We start from the raw sequence: 16,776 nt of genomic DNA, 5'->3' as shown, positions 1-16,776 counted from the left end.
GACCACGCCGTGACAGCCCGGCGACCATACCGGGACACGGCCCGGCGCGGGGGAGCGGGGTGCCGAACACCCCGCTCCCGCCGCGTTGTTGGACATCTACGGCAGCGCGGCGTGCTCGGCCCGGCTGGCCGCGAGCCGCTGCGCGGCGAGTGCGCCGGCCCGCGCGCGGTCGCCCCCGGTGAGCCGGGCGAGGATCGCCGCAAGGGGCCTGACCTGCCCGGCGGTCCCCCAGTGCCCTTCCGGGACCTCGGTGGGGAACACCCAGATCCGGCCGGGGTCGCGCGGCCAGGCCCCCTCCTCCGCGTCGAGGATCGCCTCGGTGACGTCGGCGACGCCCGGCGACCGGCAGCGCTTCGAGTACCGGCTGACACCGAAGGGCACGGACCTGCGGCCCACGCTGCTCGCGCTGCTGGAGTGGGGCGACAAGTACCTCGCCGACGAGGAGGGCCCGGGCGTCGTCGTCCGGCACGCGGCCGCGGACGACGAGGAGCCCTGCGACGAGCCGGTCGCCCTCGTCCTCGAATGCGCCGCCGGCCACACCCACCTGCCGTCCGGCGAGGTCTACCGGGCCTCGGGGCCGGGGGTGCGCTTCCTCCCGGCGTGACGCGTGCGAACCCGACCGAGCGGGCGCGGCGGTTGTCCGTATCCTCACCGAGTGCCCCTCATCAGCCTGCACGACCGGTCCGCCCTCGCCGCCCGCTTCCTGGCCGACCCGGCGCTCCACCTCTTCGAACTCGGCGACCTCGACGACACGCTGTGGCCCAACACCACCTGGTACACGACCGGTGGCCCGGTGGCCCTGCTCTACACGGGCGGCGGCATCCCGGTCCTGCTCGCCTTTGCCCGCCCGGCCGACGTCCCGGCGCTCGAAGCGCTCCTGGGCGAGCTGCGCCCGTTCCTGCCGCGCCGCTTCACGGCGATGCTGCCGGTGGGGGCTCACCGCGCCCTGGCGCCGGACTTCGGTGTCGAGCACCGTTCGACGCTGCTTCGCATGATGCTCCCGGACGGGCCTTCGCTCCCCGAACCCGCCTTCGAGTCCGCGTTGTTGACCGGCGACGACGTCCCCGACCTCCGCACGCTCCTCGCCGAGGCCTACCCCGAGTCCTGGTTCGACGAGCGACTCGTGCTCGGCGGCGGCTACGTCGGCCTCCGCGGTGCGGACGGCCGGCTGCTGGCCACGGCCGGCGTGCACGTCCACTCCGCCGCGTACGGCGTCGCCGTCCTCGGCAACGTGACCACCCGCCCGGACGCCCGGGGGCGGGGCCTCGCCCGCGCCTGCGTCACCGCGCTGTGCCGCCGCCTCGCGAGGACGGCCGCACACATCGGCCTCAACGTGCGCACGGACAACGCCCCGGCTATCCACCTCTACGAGCAGCTGGGATTCACCACCACCGCCACGTTCGAGGAGCTGGTGGTCGCGGCGCGCTGAGCTGCGGGGGTCGCGCGGGGGGTGTGGGGATCGTCACCGTTCCGGGGGGATGTTCGGGCGCCTACGATCGCGAGCGTGAACGACAGCTACTTCGAGCGCACCGGCGAGCGTCGCTTCAAGCCCACCGTCCACGCGGGCGGCGCCTGGAACGACGACGAACTGCACTTCAGCCCGGTGGGCGGCCTCGTCGTCCACGCGATCGAGCGGCACCGGGCGCAGACGGGCGCGGCGGGCGGACTGGCGCTGTCGCGGATCGCCTTCGACATCCTGGGCCGGCTCGCCGTCGACGAGTGCGAGATCACCGTCGAGACCATCCGGCCGGGGCGGACGGTCGAGCTGGTGGAGGCGGTCCTGGTCATCGGGGAGCGGGCGGTGATCCGCGCCCGCGCCTGGTACCTGGCGACCTCCGACACGTCGGCCGTGGCCGGCAGCCCGGTCGAACCCCTCGCCGGGCCAGGGGAGTTCGAGCCGTGGCCGATGAGCGAGCTGTGGGACGGCGGCTACATCGCGTCGATCGACGTCCGGCGCCGGGAGCTGGCGCAGGGCCGGGCCCAGGCCTGGATCGGCAGTGAGGTCGGGCTGGTGGCGGGCGAGGAGATCGGCCCGCTCGCGTCGTTCGTCGCCCTGGTGGACACGGCGAACGGGATCGCGGTGCGGCAGGACCACACGGAGTGGATGTTCCCGAACGTGGACCTCACCATCCACCTGCACCGGCAGCCCGAGGGCCGCTGGACGGGGATGGACACGACCGTCACCTTCGGCCCGACAGGGCACGGCCTGACCAGCACCGTCCTGCACGACGTCCACGGCCCGGTGGGCTCCGCGCAGCAGTCGCTCACCGTGCGGTCGCTGGGGGTCTCGCCGGGGGCGTGAAAACCGCTGGGTGTTCGGTCGGCGGAGACCTACCATCGCGCGAATGACCACTCATGAAGCGATACTCGACGCCGCCCTCGCCCGCATCACCGCCGGCTACGTGTACCCCGAGAAGACGGCGGCGATCGAGGCGGCGATCCGCGGCCGGCTGGCCGAAGGCGCGTACGAGGGCCTGCCCGAGCAGGAGCTGTGCGAGCAGGTGACGCGGGACCTGCAAGCGGTGTGTCCCGACAAGCACCTGCGGCTGCTGTGGAGCGAGGAGCCGCAGTCGATGGACGAGGAGCCGGAGAGCGTCGCCCGGGAGCGGTTCGCCCAGTACGCGCGGGCGAACAACTACGGCGTGCGGCGCGTGGAGCAGCTGGACGGCAACATCGGCTACCTCGACCTCCGGATGATCGCCCCGGCGGAGCTCGGCGGCCCGGCGTTCGCGGCGGCGATGCAACTGCTGGCGCCGACCGAGGCGTTGATCATCGACCTGCGTGAATGCGCCGGCGGGGCGCCGGAGGGCGTGCAGCTGTGGTGCAGCTACCTCTTCGCGAACGACGAGGTGCACCTCAACGACATCTATGAGCGGAAGGCGGACAGCATCCGGCAGTACTGGACGCTGGGACACCTCGCCGCGCCGCGCTACCTGGACCGCCGGGTGGTCGTGCTGACCAGTGACTTCACGTTCTCGGGCGGAGAGGAACTGGCCTACAACCTGAAGACACTGAAGCGCGGCACGCTGGTCGGCGAGACGACCAGGGGAGGCGCCCACCCCACGGCCCGCATCCCGGTGGCCCCGCACGTGATGGTGACGGTCCCGACGGCCCGCTCGATCAACCCGGTGACGGGCACGAACTGGGAGGGCGTCGGCGTGGAGCCCGACGTGAAGGTCCCGGCCGAGGATGCCCTGGAGGCCGCCCTGAACCTCCTGCGGTGAGGTCCCGCGCCCCGGCTGTTGGCCGGCCGCCGACGCCCGGGGCGTAGCGTTCACCTGCGTCGCATTGCAACGATCCGACCTGTTCGTTGCATTACTCTTCAGGGGCTCTGCAACGATTTATTGGCTCTGACCTGCTGTGATGGCAGTTTCTCGCAACGAATGTGTTGCCGCTAACTAGAAAGCAACGTAGCTTTTCCATCGTCAGAAACGGCGAGGGCAACCAGGCCCCGCCGCTGATCGAAGGAGAAGACGATGCAGACGTTCGCCACCCCCGCCCCGGTCGCCGCCGTCCTCGACGTCCCCGCGGGCCGCATCCGCCTCATCGCGGCCGACCGCGCCGAGACCACCGTCGAGGTCCGGCCGGCCAACGCCGCCAAGGGCCGTGACGTGAAGGCGGCCGAGCGGATCGAGGTCGGGTACGCCGACGGTGTCCTGCGGATCGCGGCCCGGGAGGCGGAGAGCCGGATGCTCGGCAACTCCGGCTCGGTCGAGGTCACCGTCCACCTGCCGTCCGGATCCCGCGTCGAGGCGAAGGCGGCCGACGCCGAACTGCGCGGCGTGGGACGGCTCGGCGAGGTCGCGTTCGAGGGCGCTCGGGCCACGGTGGAGCTCGCCGAGGTCGCCGAGGCCCGGCTCACCGTCCAGGCCGGCGACATCACCGTCGGCCGTCTGAACGGCCCGGCCACGGTCACCGCCCAGCAGGGCGACATCCGCATCGGCGAGGCGGTGCGCGGCGAGGTCGTGCTGGAGACGCAGTCCGGGGAGATCTCGGTCGGTGCCGCCCGTGGGGTGTCCGCCTCGCTGGACGCCGGCACCTCCTACGGCCGGATCCACAACTCGCTCCGGAACACCGAGGGCACCGCCGACCTGCGCGTCCGGGCGACCACCGCCTACGGCGACATCACCGCCCGCAGCATCTGAACCGCCCCGCCCGTCCCGACCACGTCCGAACTTTCCGAAACGAGGCACACCATGAGCATCAACCACGCTGCTTGGACCGGCATGGTGCAGGTCGAGGACACGGCCCTGGCCGTCACCGACACCGGCGGGTCCGGCACTCCGGTGGTCTACCTGAACGGGTCCTACGCGGACCAGTCGCACTGGCGGCGCGTGATCGCCGAACTCGGCCCCGGCTACCGGCACATCACCTTCGACGAGCGGGCCCGCGGCAAGTCGGCGCGGTCGGCGGACTACTCGTTCGAGGCGTGCCTGCGCGACGTCGACGCGGTGCTGGCGGCGCGGGGCGTGGAACGGCCGATCCTGGTGGGCTGGTCGTACGGCGCACTGGTCGCGGTGAACTGGGCCGCCCGCAACCCCGGGCGCGTGGCGGGCGTGGTCTCTGTCGACGGCGCCATGCCCAGTCCGAGCGGCTGGCTCGACGACGCGGCGCGGGCCAAGATCCGCAAGCTGTTCCGCCGCCTGAGCCCGCTCTTCCCGATCTGCCGCCCGCTCGGCATGGCCGCCCGGATGAACGCCGCCCAGCACGCCGACATCAACTTCCAGGCCATCGAACTCTGCGCGCCGACCGCCCTCGAACCGGTCCTCGACGGCCTGACCGCACCGACCCGCTACGTGGTCGCCACCGGCGGCAACCTCGGCGCCAAGGAGAAGGACATCGAGCAGTTCCGCGCCAACCTCGAACCGGTGCTCGCCCGCAACCCGAACATCGAGGTCAGCGCCAAGGTCCCGAGCAACCACTCCAAGATCCTCCGCAAGGACTTCCGCGCCGTCGCCGCCGCGGCCCGCGAGCTCGCCACCACCCGCGACCGCCAGGCTGCATGAGCGGTGCGAGCGGTCCGCCGTCCATCCGGAGCTGCGGGACTCCTGCGCCCCGACCGAGCGATTCACACCCAGTGCCTTCGGCTTCAGCACTTCTTGGAGAAGAGGGCGAGTCCCTAGCTCGGTTGAGGCCGGCTGGACCACCAGACCGAGGCGAAGAGGAACACGCCGGGGAGGATGCCGGCGACGGTGGAGACGGCGGCTGCGGGGGCGCCGAGGAAGGCCAGGGCCATGCCGACGGCGCCGCAGGCTGCCATCGAGCCGCCGAGGACGCGGAGTTGGGGGCGGCTCCAGGCGGTCGCGAGGCCGAAGAAGTGGACGCCGACGACGAAGGCGATCCAGCCGACGGTGGCGGTGGGCGTGTGGAAGGCCTTGTTGATGACGGCGAGGCCGGCGGCTATGCCCACCACTTCGGCGGCGGCGACGAGCCAGTAGCGACCACCGAACCGGGGTTCGGGAGCGGTGGTCGCCTCGGGAGCGGGTCGGCGGTTGAAGAGACCGAGGAAGAGGAAGGCCGCGACCGCGAGGACCCGGAGGGGGACGGAGACGGGGTCGGGGAGGGCGCCGGCGTTGGCCTGGACGAAGACGAGCCCGAAGCTCGACCCGATGAGCCTGGTGGCTCGGACTCTGTTCATGATCGGGAAGATACCCCCCGGCTGTGCGGACCGAGGGGCGGGCCTCAGGTCAGGTGGTCGAACTCCCCGGCCTCGGCCCCGAGGACGAGGGTCCGGAGCCTGGCGGTGGCCCCGCCCCGGCCAGGCCGACGGAAAAGCGCAGGAAGTCGATCCAGCCGACTTCCTGCGCCGTCGAAAGAGTGGGGCGGATGCGGGAACCGGTGGGATTCGAACCCACGGGCAGACTCGGAGCAGGGCCGCTCCTCCTCCGCCGATCGATGCACGGGGGTCCTCCGGTGCATCGATTGCAATGGGCCGCTCTGCCACGGGCCGCATCCTGCGGGATTGCGCGGTCCCGCTGTCCGCGATCCTACGAAGTTCCGCACCGGGCACGCGACCGGTTTGCCGGGGCGGCGCTCCGCCCTCCGGCCCGATAACCGCTGTACTCCCCACCCCAGGCCCGATATCTTCGCGCCGCCCCCGTCCCGCACCCGGATCGGAACCCCTTGAGCGATCAACTCACCGCCGGCCTCATCGGCCTGGGCGTCATCGCCGTCGACGTCCTGACGCCCCTCGTGGGCGCCGTCGTCGCCGCGAACCACATCCGCAAGAGGGGCCGCAACGCCCGCCTCGCCATGGCCGGTTGCCTGGTCATGGCACTCGCGCCGGTCGTCTCCACCATCGCCCTGACGCTCTGGTTGGAACCGCTGATCCGCGCCACCGATCCGGTCCTGGGGGCCAACCTGGTCCCGCTGTTCACCCTGCCCTTCCAACTGGTCGGGTTCGGACTCCTGCTCGCCGGCGCCCTGTCCGAGCCGAAGCCCCGCCCCGCGCAGCCCCTCCCGCCGATCCAGGTCGAGCTCGAGGTCGAGGCCGAGGCCGCGCAGGGCTGAGTCGCTACACGGCCCGCAGCAGCAGGTGCCCGCGCCGGAAGCGCTCGTTCTCGCCGGGCTCCCGCAGCATCCGGCCGACCTCCGTGAACCCCGCCTCGCCCGCGAGCCGCGCGAGTTCGTCGATCGGCCACCGGTAGGCCGTCGTCACCTTGTGGTCGAACGGCGTCACCGGGTCCCCCTCGGCTTCGAAGAAGCCGAGCAGGACGTGCCCGTCGGCGGCCACCACCCGCCTGAACTCGCCCAGGTACGAGGGGACGTCCGCCGGAGGTGTGTGGATCAGCGAGTACCAGGAGACGGCCCCGGCCAGCGACCCGTCCGCCGCCTCCAGCGCGTCCATCGACCCGACGTCGAACCGGATGCCCGGGTACGTTTCGCGGGCGATCCCGACGAGCGCGGGGGACAGGTCGACGCCGAAGACGTCGAGGCCGAGCCCGCGCAGGAACGCGGACACGTACCCCGGCCCGCAGCCTAGGTCCGCGACCGGGCCCGGAACGCCGCCGGACCGCACGACGTCCGCGAAGGCGGTGACGAACGAGCGGTCCAGCGGGAGGTGCGCGAGCCCGTCGCGGACGAGGTCGGCGTAGCGGACGGCGACGGCGTCGTACGCGCCGGCGGTGGTCTGGTGATGTGACGAGAGTTCAGGCACGGGCGACGACCCTAGTGCCGCTCAGCGTCGCGCGTGCCGGATCCTCAGCCGCCCGTACCCCATGGCGCCGGAGAACCGGATCGTCGGCCCGCCGCCGGAGGTGCTCCGCGGGGGCCGGTAGACGGTGTCCTTCCAGCCGCTCGTCAGGCCGTCCAGGTCGACGACCGCGTCCCTGGGCACGGTGATCTTCGCCCGGCCGGTGCCGAGGCCCAGCACGATGTCGATCACCGGATGCTCGATGACCGCCTTGGAGAGGTCCAGGTGCACCCGGGCGAACGCCGATTCGACCCTGAGGGTGCGCGGCACCCGCCACGAGCCGCGCCGGACGATCCGCCCGCCGAGGGCGCCGATCGTGGCGGTGGTGCCGGGCTTCTCCGGCGGGAGCGGGCCCAGGGCCTGGACGAGGTCGCCCTGGGTGCGGGCGACGAGCAGCCGGTCGAGGCGCTCGTCCATCTCCTCGTGCGTGATGTGGCCTTCGGCGTACGCCTCTTGGAGACGCTGGACGGCGGTGTCGCGGTCGCTTTCGCGGGCCGGGGGCGAGGGTTCCTGCGGCAGGGAGCTCACGAGTCCCACTCTAGAACGAGCCTGGCGCCGGAAGTCGGCCCTCCGGGTACGTCGCGACGCCCCGTCGGGGTGATCGTCATGTCGTCGGACAAGCGGGATAACCTCGTTCGCGCATATTCGCGCGTACCGCGCACAGCGGAATACCGGGCACGACGGGGGATCGGACCATGGAACGCAAGGACGGCGGCGACGAACGCCTGGCAGCCGAGGGTGAAGTGGCGGTCGCCCGCCTGGCGATCGATTCCGGGGACCTGCCGCACGCCGCCGACCACCTCGCCGACGCGATGATCACCGACCCCCAACTGCCCGAGCTGCACGAGGCCCTGGCCGAGCTGTGCGCCGCCGCCGGAGGCCCGGCCGCCGCCCGCGAGCTCTTCCCGCTCGACGGCCAGGTCTTCCTCGGCACCGTCGTCTGCCGGGCCCACGTCGAGGCGGCGGCCGGCGACTGGGACGCGGCGATCGGCATGCTCGCCTCCGCCGTCCAGTTCGACCCCGGCAGACCCTGGGCGCCCGCCTGGCTGGCCCGCGAGGACCTGCCGGGCCTGGTCGACCCGGACGCCGTCGCCCAGGCCGTCGCCCGTGCCTCCGGCGGGCTGCCCGACCCGCTGCCCGCCGAACTCGCCGACGCCGTCCGCCCGTTCGACACCTTCGTGCGGGCCGTCGTGGACCGCCACCCCGACCACGCCCTGCTCCTCGCGATGGCCTCCGGCCTGACCCGCCGCCTCGGCACCACCGCCCGCGCCGTCGAACTCGCCGAGCACGCCCACCGCCTGGCCCCCGGCTACATGCCGTCCGTCATGCTCGGCAACGCCCTGCGCGCCGACGGCCGCCCGGAGCAGGCGCTCGCCGTGTGGGAGGCCGAACTGCGCCGCGTCGCGCCGGACCAGGACGACTCCAGCAGCTACCTCGCCGTCGACGTCGCCGAGCTCTACGGGACGCTCGGCCGCCCCGCCGAGGGACTGCCCTGGCTGGAGCGCGTCCTCGCGGCCGACCCCGCCCACCCCAAGGCCGGACCGGCGATCCACGGGCTGCGCCACGCCGTCGACGGGGACGCCGCCCACCTGCTCGCGCTCGCCGACCACCACCGTGCCCACCCCGACCACGACTACGCCCAGGACCTCCTCGAACGCCTCGGCCACCGCGCACCCTGGCTCGGCCTCGTCCCCGGCGCCACCGAGGCGACCGTCAACGTGCTCCACCAGGTGCTGGAGGCGCCCGGCACCACGCGCGACACCGAGATCGACTGCACGGCCTCCACCGTCGAGCCGCCCAGCTCGCTGCTGGCCGTCCACCTCGCGCTGCCGCGCACCACCGTCGGCTACCGGTCGGTCGGCACCCCCGACCCGCGCCTGCCGCTGGCCGAGCCCACCACCACGCTGTGGACCTGGGACGGCACCGACCCGCGCCCCGCCGTCGCCCCGCCCGCCGCCGCGAGCGCCGAACTCGTCCGGGCCACCGCCGAACTCGTCTGGCCGACCGTCCCCGCCGCCTACGACCACGCCGTCCGGCTCGCCGGGCTGCCGCTCGACGACCTCGTCGGCGTCCTCGCGCACCCGCCCGCGCCGCGCGAGGACGAGCTCGGGCGGGCGCTGCTCGCCCACCAGCCCGAGCTGTGGGTGCGCGCCGTCCAGACCTTCGCGTGCCTGGGCATCGCCCACCACCGCACCGACCAGCCGTGGGCCGGGTCCGACCGCCGCCGCGTCCTGCTCGACCTGCTGCTCGGCCCCGAGGACTGGGTGGTCGAGGCGGCCGGCTTCGCGCTCGTCGCGATCGGCTGGACGCACCCCGGGACGCGCGCCGACATCGCCGCCCAGCTCGGGCGGCGGCTGCGCTACTGCGCGGAGGCGGACCGCACCCGGGTGGTGACGATCCTGCGGTCCGTGGGCCAACTGGCGCTCGCGGCGCCGTGGTTGCCGGCGGAGGAGCTCGACCGGGCGCGCCGCTTCGTCGCCGGCGAGGCGGACGGGACGCCCGAGCCGGCGAAGCCGGGACCTTCGAGGCCCGAGGCCGCACCGCGGCCGAAGCCGGGCTTCCTGCGCCGGCTCTTCGGACGCGGCTGAGGCGCGCTCGGGCGCTCGGCCGCTCCGGGCACACGTGCGCGTCGGCGGCGTCGAACCGCCAGTAGCCCGCCGACCCGCAGGTGCCCCCGAACGTGCTCCCGGACCGCGGACTAGACGCCCGGCAGCGGATCCTGGTCGACGTCGTGCCGCGGGACGCGCTCGGCGGGGTCGCGGCACTCGGGGCCGAGCCGCAGGATGCGGGACTCCGGGTCGTGCAGCGGCCGGTGGCAGCGGCGGCAGGTGACGCGGTGGCGGACGGCCTCCGGGGTGTCCGTCCCGGGCAGCGGATCGGGGGAGCTGGTCATGGTGAGACCGTAACGAAGCGGGCGCCGTGAAAGGATCCCCCCATGGCCACCGACCGCACCAGCGCAGGAGACCCGGCGCGCACCCTCGCCCTCCTCTGGGGCCTGACCGCCGAGGAGAAGCCCGGCCGGCGCGGCCCCCGGCAGGCCCGCTCGACCGGCGAGATCGCGGCGGCGGCCGTCGCGCTCGCCGACGCCGAGGGCGTGGACGCGGTCACCATGCGGCGCATGGCGCAGGAGCTCGGCCTGTCCCCGATGGCGCTCTACACGTACGTGCCCGGCAAGGCCGAACTGCTCGACCTGATGCTCGACACCGTCTACGCGACGATGCCCCGCACCGCCCCCGCCGGCGACGGCTGGCGTGCCCGCGTGACGGCCGTCGCCGACGACAACCGGGCGCTGCACCGGGCCCACCCGTGGATCGCGGCCGTCTCCACCAGCCGCCCGCCGCTGGGCCCGGGCCTGATGGCCAAGTACGAGTACGAGCTGCGCGCCTTCGAGGGCACCGGCCTGCCGGACGTCGACCTGGATGCGGCGCTCACCCACGTGCTCGGCTTCGTCCAGACCTGCGCCCGGATGGCCTCCGACGAGCGGGCCGCGCAGCAGGACAGCGCGATGACGGACGAGCAGTGGTGGGCCGCCAACGCCGATCTGCTGGCCCGGGTCTTCGACGCCGAGCGCTACCCGGTGGCGGCCCGCGTCGGCGCCGCCGCGGGCGCGGCGCACGGCGGCGCCTACGACCCGGACCACGCCTACGCGTTCGGCCTCGCGCGCGTGCTGGACGGCCTGGCCGCGCTGGTCACGAAGTGGTAGGCCGCCCGTCGTACTCCTCGCGGGCGGCCAGCACCTCGGGCACCCGCCGCTCCGACCACAGTGCGAGCCCCGCGACCAGCTCGGCGGCCTCGTGCCCGAGCGGCGTGAGGCTGTAGTCGACCCGGGGCGGGATCACCGGGTGGGCCTCGCGGAGCACGAAGCCGTCGCGCTCCAGCGTCTGGAGGGTCTGGGCGAGCATCTTCTCGCTGACTCCGGTGACCCGGCGGCGCAGCTCGCTGAAGCGGTAGCCGCGCTCGCGCAGCGCCCACAGGACGAGCACGCCCCAGCGGCTGGTGACGTGCTCCAGCACGCCCCGGGACGGGCACATGCGGTCGAAGACGTCGGCCGGGGGGAGCTTCTCGATTACCTTCACGTCAGTACCCTACTTTGAAGTGCGTACTTTCGAAAGGTTAGTGCAGTCCCTAGGGTGAGTTCCGAGGGCAACACCACCGCATCCCTGAGGAGCACTCCCATGTACGTCGTCACCGGTGCCACCGGCCAGCTCGGCCGCCTCGTCGTCGAGGGCCTGCTGGCCGCCGTCCCCGCGGGCGAGGTCGCGGTCGCCGTCCGCTCCGCCGAGAAGGCGGCCGACCTGGCCGCGCGCGGTGTCGCCGTCCGCGTGGTCGACTACGACGAGCCCGGGACCCTGGCCGGCGCCTTCGCGGCCGGCGACCGGGTGCTGCTGATCTCGGGCAGCGAGGTCGGCCGCCGCATCCCGCAGCACCGCGCCGTGATCGACGCCGCGAAGGCGGCCGGGGTCGCGCTGCTCGCCTACACGAGCGCGCCGGGCGCGGCCACCTTCCGGCTGGTCGACGAGCACCGGGCGACGGAGGAGCTGATCGCGGAGTCCGGCCTGCCGTCCGTCCTGCTGCGCAACGGCTGGTACACCGAGAACTACCTGGGCGACGCGGCCGGCACGGTCGCCCGCGGCGTGGTGCTCGGCAGCGCGGGCGAGGGCCGGGTGGCCACCGCCCCGCGCAAGGACTACGCGGACGCGGCCGTCGCCGTCCTGCTCGGCGAGGGCCACGAGGGCCGGGTCTACGAGCTGAGCGGCGACACCGCGTGGAGCCTGCCCGAGCTCGCCGCCGAGCTGGCCGCGGCATCGGGCGAGCCGGTCGCGCACCGCGACGTGACCCCGGCCGAGCACCGCGGGGTGCTGGTCGGCGCGGGCCTGCCGGAGGGCTTCGCCGAGGTGCTGGTGGACGTCGACGCCGGCATCGCGCGCGGCGAGCTGGCCGGCACCCCGGGCGACCTCGCCCGCCTGATCGGCCGCCCGACCGTTCCGCTCGCCGAGTCCGTCCGCGCGGCGCTCAACGCGTGACCCGCACCCGCCCTGACCTGGGCGTTCTCGCCCCTTGGGCGCTGTCATGACCAAAATCCGGAAACGGAGATGACAGTCCGCCCTCCCGCCCGCTACCGTCACCTCGACATACGCGCGCGCGGAGGGCAGGCGGCAGATGCCGGACACAACGAAGCAGGAGAGCGGCAACGGCATCTGGTACGGAGCCGCGGCCTACGGCATCTGGGGGCTCTTCCCGCTGTTCTGGCCGCTGCTGGAGCCCGCCGCCGCCGACGAGATCGTGGCCAACCGGATGGTCTGGTCCCTCGTCGCGGTCGTGGGGCTGCTGGCCTTCCAGCGGCACTGGGGCTGGATACGCCCGCTGCTGCGCCAGCCCCGCCGGGTCGCGATGCTGGCTGGCGCGGCCACCGTGATCACGGTCAACTGGGGCGTCTACATCTGGGCGGTCAACAGCGGCCACGTCGTCGAGACCAGCCTCGGCTACTTCATCAACCCGCTCGTGACGATCGGCTTCGGCGTCCTGGTCCTCAAGGAGCGGCTGCGCGTCGCGCAGTGGACGGCGGTCGGCGTCGGCGCGGCGGCGGTCGCGGTGCTCACCGTCGCGTACGGGCAGCTGCCCTGGATCGCGCTCACCCTGGCGCTGTCCTTCGCCACCTACGGCCTGCTGAAGAAGACGGTCGGGCTGAGCGGCGTGGAGAGCCTGGCGGCGGAGAGCGCCTTCATGTTCCCGTTCGCCCTGGCCTACCTGGTCTACCTGGAGGTCAGCGGGCGCGGCACCTTCGGCCACGCGGTGGCCGGCTCGTACGGCTGGGGCCACTCCGGCCTGCTGGCGCTCAGCGGCGTCATCACCGCGATCCCGCTGCTGTGCTTCGGCGCGGCGGCCGTGCGGGTGCCGCTGACGATGCTCGGGCTGCTGCAGTACCTGGCGCCGGTGTTCCAGTTCCTGATCGGCGTCGCGGTGTTCCACGAGTCGATGCCGCCCGCGCGCTGGGCCGGCTTCGGCCTGGTCTGGGTGGCGCTGGCCGTCCTCACCTGGGACGCGCTGCGCCGGGTGCGGGCCGACCGCGCGGAGCGGGCGGCCGCGGCACGCACGCCGCGACCGGCCCCCGCCCCGGCGGCCACCCGGTAGGACACCTCTGGTGCCACGGCACCAGGGAGACGCGGTCAGGCGCTGATGTCCCGGCTGGAGAACCGCGCCCAGGCCGCCGAGCCGAACACGGCGACGTAGCCGGCCTGCAGGGCGAGGTTCTTCAGCACGCTGTCCCAGTACATCGGCTGGCGCAGCAGGTCCGCGAAGCTCAGCCAGTAGTGGGTGAACAGGAACGGCCGGATCGCGTCCAGCTGCGGGAAGTTGTCCAGGATCTGGACGGTGATCACCAGCACCACGGTGGCGGCCATCGCCGCGATGCCGCTGCCGGTGAGCGTCGAGACGAACAGCCCGATCGCCACCAGCCCGGCCAGCGAGAGCGCCACCACCGCGGCCACCAGCAGCGCCCGCGGCAAGGCCTCGCCGAGGCCGATGGTGTCGCCGGACAGCAGCGTCACCTTGCCGAGCGGGAACAGCGCGGCGCCGGTGGCCAGGGCCGTCAGCGCGACGGCCGCGGTGGCCGCCAGGCAGAAGGCGAGCCCGGCGGTGAACTTGGCGGCCAGCAGCCGCGTCCGCCCGGCCGGGGCGACCAGCAGGTAGCGCAGCGTCCCGGTGGCGGCCTCGCCGGCCACCGAGTCCCCGGCGACGACGCCGACCGTCATCGGCAGGAAGACCGGCAGCGCCACGGCGAGCGCGGTGAACACCAGGAACAGGCCGTTCTGGGTGGTCTGCGCGATGAAGCTCGGACCGCCGTCCCCGTGCGGGCCGTCCGTGTTGACCTTGATGACCACGCCGATCAGGACCGGCAGCGCCGCCAGGATCGCCAGCAGCACCAGGGTCCGCATCCGGCGGAAGGTCAGGTGCAGCTCGTTGCGGAACAGCGCCAGGAAGCCGGACGCCGTCTGCGGCCGCCGCCCGGCGGCCCGTGACCCGCCTCCGGGCGCGACCGCCACCGCCTCAGCCCGCGACATCGAAGCCCTCCCCGGTCAGCGCCACGAAGGCGTCCTCCAACGTGCCCCGTTCCAGGCCGAACCCGTGCACCCGCACGCCGGCCTCCACCAGCGCCGCGCACAGCTTCGGCAGCGTCGAGTCGTCGACGGCGGCGAGCTCGGCGTCCACCCGGTCCTCGCCGCGCACGACGTCGGCGACCTGGTGGGCCGCGAGCACCTCGGCGGCCCGGTCGGCGTCCGGCGTGCGCACCACCAGCCGGCCCTGGGCCCGGGCGGCCAGCTCGGCGACGGTGCCCTGCACCACCAGCCGGCCGCGGGACATCACCGCGGCGTGCGTGCAGACCTGCTCGATCTCGTCGAGCAGGTGCGAGGAGAGGAACACCGTGGTGCCCTCCGCCGCGACCTCCCGCACCAGCGTCCGGATCTCCCGCATGCCCTGCGGGTCCAGGCCATTGGTCGGCTCGTCCAGCACCAGCAGTTCGCGCGGCTGGAGCAGCGCCGAGGCCAGGCCGAGCCGCTGCTTCATGCCGAGCGAGTACGCGCGGGCCTTCTTGCCCGCCGCCGCGGTGAGCCCGACCCGCTCCAGCGCCTCGTCGACGCGGCGGGCGCGGGTGCGCGGGTCGGCCGTCGGGTCGGCGGCGTCGAACCGGGCGAGGTTGTCGCGGCCGGACAGGAAGCCGTACAGCGCGGGGCCCTCGATCAGCGCGCCCACCCGGGGCAGCACGGTCGCGACGGACTGCGGCATCGGCTCGCCGAGCACGGTGGCCGCGCCGGAGGTGGGGACGATCAGGCCCATCAGCATGCGGATGGTCGTGGTCTTGCCGGAGCCGTTGGGGCCGAGGAAGCCGAAGACCGAGCCGCGCGGGACGGCCAGGTCCAGGCCGTCGACGGCGAGCTGGCCGCCCCGGAAGCGCTTGGTGAGCCCGCGCGTGCGGATCACGTCGTCGGAGTGGGTGGGGGCGGGGGCGGCAGCGGGAACGGGGGCCGGGCGCGCCTCGGCGCCCCGGCCCCCGGCCGACTCCGTAACGTCCCCCGTTACGGGAGTCTTCGTCACCCCTACTTCACCCCGGCCGCGTTCTGCAGGACGGACTGCGTGACGGCGCCGGCGAACACCCGGCCGTCGTCGGTGATCAGGACGTTGAGCACCTTGGTGCTGATCAGCGTGCCGCCGGCGACCGGCTTGCCGAGCGCCTTGGCCAGGGCCGCCGGGTTCTGGAACGAACCGTGGCCGCCGTGCTTGCCGTCCTTGGCGCCGTTCGCGCCGTTCGCGCCGCTCGCGCCGTTCGCACCGTTCGCGCCGTTCGCGCCGCTCGCCGGCGTGCCCTCCGGACCGCTCGGCAGGTGCGCGGCGATCACCGAGGTCCAGCCCTCGCCGATCACGTTCGTCCCGCCCTGCTCGCCGGCCTCCTTCTTGCCGTCCGGGCCGCGCTCGGCGTCCGCCTTCCCGCCCGCCTGCTCGCCCGCCTGCTTGTCGTCCGCCTTGTGCTCCGTCACCTTGGCGCCCTTGGGCACGGTGAAGTCGAAGGTCTTGGCGGCCGGCTTCGCGAAGGAGACGTCGGTGAAGCGCACGTCCAGTACGGCGCCGCCGTCGGTGCCCAGCACCTTGACCGCGAGCGGCACGCCGTTGTCGGCGGCCACCGCGATGCGGACCTCGGAGATCGTCGAGCCGGACTGCTTCGGCTTGACGCTCAGCTGGTAGGCGTTCTGCCCGGCCACCTTGGCGGTGCCGGCCACGGTGACGGAGGTGGTGCTCGCGCTCTCCGTCAGGAACTGCCTGGCGGCCTCCTGCGGCGTCGTCGGCACACCGGCCAGCGGGGCCTTCGGGTGCTCGGCGCCCTGGTGCTTGGCGGCCTGACCGGTCAGGTGCACGGCCTGGTTGGTCGAGCTGTCCCAGGCCCAGCCCTGGTCGCCGTTGTGGACCAGGGTGTAGCCGGCCATGTTCTCCAGCAGGTCGAGCCGCTGGTGGTCCGGCCCGTCCACCGCGATCCGCAGCGTCTGGTCGCCGCCCAGCAGACCGAGCAGCTTGGCCTGCGGATCGGCCGACGAGCCGCCCTGCCCGCCGCCGCGCCCGGCCGCGGCACCGAGGCCGCCGGCCGCCGCCCCGAGCAGCTGGCTGGGCACCCCGAGGTCGGTCGAGAGCGAGACCGTGCCGGAGAGTGCCTGGGTGTCCGAGGCGAGCGCCTTGGCCACCACCTGCTCCGCCGTCAGCGAGGGGAGGTCCGGCGGGGAGTCGGCGGCCAGTGCGGGCACCAGCCCGATACCCGTGGCGACCGCCGCGGCCACCGCCACCGGCACGCCCGCGCGCATCAGGGTGCGCCGCCGTGAGCGGTACGGCGCGCCGCCGTCCACGTTCTCCCCCGCCGCCGTCTCATTCGTCATGGCGTCATCAACTCCTCTGCGAACCCGCCCGATTGCCTTGCCCTTCCATTAGAGGCCCGGCCCGCGCGCGCGTCATCGCCCTGTGGGGCCACTTCGGGGTAAACCGCCGGGGTACGTCAACCCTGAGACGTCCTCAGGGTTGGCTCCTCCCGGTGTACGACTCCT

General features: G+C 73.9%; 20 protein-coding genes. 11 read left to right on the top strand and 9 right to left on the bottom strand.

Annotated elements, in window-relative coordinates; genetic code table 11:
- Positions 1-96: 96 nt before the first annotated feature.
- Positions 97-261 (bottom strand): hypothetical protein, encoded by a 165-nt coding sequence (locus tag ACFV4F_RS11425; RefSeq protein WP_380443756.1) that lies wholly within the window; start codon positions 259-261, stop codon positions 97-99.
- 58 nt (positions 262-319) lie between these two features.
- On the opposite strand from ACFV4F_RS11425, the gene ACFV4F_RS11420 reads away from it, so the two are divergent.
- The 6 genes from ACFV4F_RS11420 to ACFV4F_RS11395 all read left to right on the top strand — a co-directional run bounded on the left by ACFV4F_RS11420 (position 320) and on the right by ACFV4F_RS11395 (position 5,006).
- On the top strand, positions 320-604 hold the full coding sequence (locus tag ACFV4F_RS11420) for a winged helix-turn-helix transcriptional regulator (protein ID WP_380443758.1): 285 nt from the start codon (positions 320-322) through the stop codon (positions 602-604).
- Positions 605-655: 51 nt separating this feature from the next.
- Positions 656-1,429, top strand: coding sequence for a GNAT family N-acetyltransferase (locus ACFV4F_RS11415; RefSeq protein ID WP_380443760.1), 774 nt, complete (start codon positions 656-658; stop codon positions 1,427-1,429).
- 75 nt (positions 1,430-1,504) lie between these two features.
- Positions 1,505-2,302 carry a thioesterase family protein gene (locus ACFV4F_RS11410; RefSeq protein ID WP_380498003.1) on the top strand — a complete coding sequence of 266 codons (798 nt, stop codon included), beginning with the start codon at positions 1,505-1,507 and terminating at the stop codon, positions 2,300-2,302.
- A 43-nt stretch (positions 2,303-2,345) separates the two neighbouring features.
- Positions 2,346-3,224 carry a S41 family peptidase gene (locus tag ACFV4F_RS11405; protein WP_380501718.1) on the top strand — a complete coding sequence of 293 codons (879 nt, stop codon included), beginning with the start codon at positions 2,346-2,348 and terminating at the stop codon, positions 3,222-3,224.
- Positions 3,225-3,476: 252 nt separating this feature from the next.
- The gene (locus tag ACFV4F_RS11400) at positions 3,477-4,145 is read left to right on the top strand and encodes a DUF4097 family beta strand repeat-containing protein (RefSeq protein WP_380501716.1); all 669 of its coding nucleotides are present in this window, start codon (positions 3,477-3,479) and stop codon (positions 4,143-4,145) included.
- 51 nt (positions 4,146-4,196) lie between these two features.
- Positions 4,197-5,006: an alpha/beta fold hydrolase gene (locus ACFV4F_RS11395; RefSeq protein WP_380501714.1), complete on the top strand. Its 810-nt coding sequence runs from the start codon at positions 4,197-4,199 to the stop codon at positions 5,004-5,006.
- A 113-nt stretch (positions 5,007-5,119) separates the two neighbouring features.
- Here ACFV4F_RS11395 and ACFV4F_RS11390 read toward each other — a convergent pair whose 3' ends face one another.
- On the bottom strand, positions 5,120-5,638 hold the full coding sequence (locus ACFV4F_RS11390) for a hypothetical protein (protein WP_380443769.1): 519 nt from the start codon (positions 5,636-5,638) through the stop codon (positions 5,120-5,122).
- A 485-nt stretch (positions 5,639-6,123) separates the two neighbouring features.
- On the opposite strand from ACFV4F_RS11390, the gene ACFV4F_RS11385 reads away from it, so the two are divergent.
- Positions 6,124-6,510: a hypothetical protein gene (locus tag ACFV4F_RS11385; RefSeq protein WP_380443771.1), complete on the top strand. Its 387-nt coding sequence runs from the start codon at positions 6,124-6,126 to the stop codon at positions 6,508-6,510.
- A 4-nt stretch (positions 6,511-6,514) separates the two neighbouring features.
- Here ACFV4F_RS11385 and ACFV4F_RS11380 read toward each other — a convergent pair whose 3' ends face one another.
- Complete coding sequence (locus ACFV4F_RS11380; protein WP_380443773.1) at positions 6,515-7,156, bottom strand: class I SAM-dependent DNA methyltransferase; 642 nt, start codon at positions 7,154-7,156, stop codon at positions 6,515-6,517.
- A gap of 21 nt (positions 7,157-7,177) precedes the next feature.
- Positions 7,178-7,720: a DUF1707 domain-containing protein gene (locus ACFV4F_RS11375; protein WP_380443775.1), complete on the bottom strand. Its 543-nt coding sequence runs from the start codon at positions 7,718-7,720 to the stop codon at positions 7,178-7,180.
- A gap of 167 nt (positions 7,721-7,887) precedes the next feature.
- On the opposite strand from ACFV4F_RS11375, the gene ACFV4F_RS11370 reads away from it, so the two are divergent.
- Positions 7,888-9,780 carry a hypothetical protein gene (locus tag ACFV4F_RS11370; protein WP_380501712.1) on the top strand — a complete coding sequence of 631 codons (1,893 nt, stop codon included), beginning with the start codon at positions 7,888-7,890 and terminating at the stop codon, positions 9,778-9,780.
- A gap of 110 nt (positions 9,781-9,890) precedes the next feature.
- Here ACFV4F_RS11370 and ACFV4F_RS11365 read toward each other — a convergent pair whose 3' ends face one another.
- Positions 9,891-10,085 carry a DUF6011 domain-containing protein gene (locus ACFV4F_RS11365; RefSeq protein WP_329932154.1) on the bottom strand — a complete coding sequence of 65 codons (195 nt, stop codon included), beginning with the start codon at positions 10,083-10,085 and terminating at the stop codon, positions 9,891-9,893.
- 42 nt (positions 10,086-10,127) lie between these two features.
- On the opposite strand from ACFV4F_RS11365, the gene ACFV4F_RS11360 reads away from it, so the two are divergent.
- Positions 10,128-10,895 (top strand): TetR/AcrR family transcriptional regulator C-terminal domain-containing protein, encoded by a 768-nt coding sequence (locus tag ACFV4F_RS11360; protein WP_380501710.1) that lies wholly within the window; start codon positions 10,128-10,130, stop codon positions 10,893-10,895.
- Here ACFV4F_RS11360 and ACFV4F_RS11355 read toward each other — a convergent pair.
- Positions 10,882-11,223, bottom strand: a complete 342-nt coding sequence (locus ACFV4F_RS11355) for a winged helix-turn-helix transcriptional regulator (RefSeq protein WP_380501752.1) — start codon at positions 11,221-11,223, stop codon at positions 10,882-10,884. The two genes, ACFV4F_RS11360 and ACFV4F_RS11355, sit on opposite strands and share 14 nt — an antisense overlap.
- A gap of 144 nt (positions 11,224-11,367) precedes the next feature.
- Between ACFV4F_RS11355 and ACFV4F_RS11350 the strand changes: the two genes are divergently transcribed.
- Positions 11,368-12,216 (top strand): SDR family oxidoreductase, encoded by an 849-nt coding sequence (locus ACFV4F_RS11350; protein WP_380501708.1) that lies wholly within the window; start codon positions 11,368-11,370, stop codon positions 12,214-12,216.
- Between the two features lie 136 nt (positions 12,217-12,352).
- The gene (gene rarD, locus ACFV4F_RS11345; protein ID WP_380501706.1) at positions 12,353-13,324 is read left to right on the top strand and encodes an EamA family transporter RarD; all 972 of its coding nucleotides are present in this window, start codon (positions 12,353-12,355) and stop codon (positions 13,322-13,324) included.
- 35 nt (positions 13,325-13,359) lie between these two features.
- Here rarD and ACFV4F_RS11340 read toward each other — a convergent pair whose 3' ends face one another.
- The 3 genes from ACFV4F_RS11340 to ACFV4F_RS11330 all read right to left on the bottom strand — a co-directional run bounded on the left by ACFV4F_RS11340 (position 13,360) and on the right by ACFV4F_RS11330 (position 16,611).
- Positions 13,360-14,253, bottom strand: coding sequence for an ABC transporter permease (locus ACFV4F_RS11340; RefSeq protein ID WP_380443785.1), 894 nt, complete (start codon positions 14,251-14,253; stop codon positions 13,360-13,362).
- The gene (locus ACFV4F_RS11335; protein WP_380501704.1) at positions 14,240-15,172 is read right to left on the bottom strand and encodes an ATP-binding cassette domain-containing protein; all 933 of its coding nucleotides are present in this window, start codon (positions 15,170-15,172) and stop codon (positions 14,240-14,242) included. Before ACFV4F_RS11335 ends, ACFV4F_RS11340 begins: the two co-directional genes overlap by 14 nt.
- 116 nt (positions 15,173-15,288) lie before the next feature.
- Positions 15,289-16,611 carry an outer membrane lipoprotein carrier protein LolA gene (locus ACFV4F_RS11330; protein WP_380501702.1) on the bottom strand — a complete coding sequence of 441 codons (1,323 nt, stop codon included), beginning with the start codon at positions 16,609-16,611 and terminating at the stop codon, positions 15,289-15,291.
- Between the last annotated feature and the right edge of the window lie 165 nt (positions 16,612-16,776).

Origin of the sequence: Kitasatospora sp. NPDC059722, from assembly GCF_042733235.1 — a bacterium.
Taxonomy (GTDB): Bacteria; Actinomycetota; Actinomycetes; order Streptomycetales; family Streptomycetaceae; genus Kitasatospora.
Note: the sequence above shows the minus strand (reverse complement) of the source record. Positions and strands in the feature narration are given on the sequence as shown.